The sequence below is a fragment of the Amycolatopsis sp. SID8362 genome, from assembly GCF_010550475.1.
Classification (GTDB): domain Bacteria; phylum Actinomycetota; class Actinomycetes; order Mycobacteriales; family Pseudonocardiaceae; genus Amycolatopsis; species Amycolatopsis eburnea.
Genome location: NZ_JAAGNB010000386.1, coordinates 1 through 205, shown reverse-complemented (window position 1 = coordinate 205; position 205 = coordinate 1). Strand labels below are relative to the sequence as shown.

The window sequence follows — 205 nt, the reverse complement described above, 5'->3', positions numbered from 1 at the left end:
ACCGCGGTCGAGCTGCGCAACCAGCTCAACGCGGTCACCGGGCTGCGCCTGCCCGCGACGCTGACCTTCGACTACCCGACACCGCAGGTGCTCGCCGAGTTCCTGCTCGCCGAGCTGATGGGCGCGCCGGAACCCGCCGCGCCGGCGCCGGGCCGGGCCGCGGTGGCCGACGACCCGATCGTCATCGTCGGCATGGGCTGCCGCT

Annotated in this window: 1 protein-coding gene; it reads left to right on the top strand. The window is 75.1% G+C overall.

Annotated elements, in window-relative coordinates:
• Positions 1–205, top strand: a 205-nt coding sequence (locus G3I65_RS12065) for an acyl carrier protein (RefSeq protein WP_160696180.1), incomplete at both ends; no start/stop codon positions are given.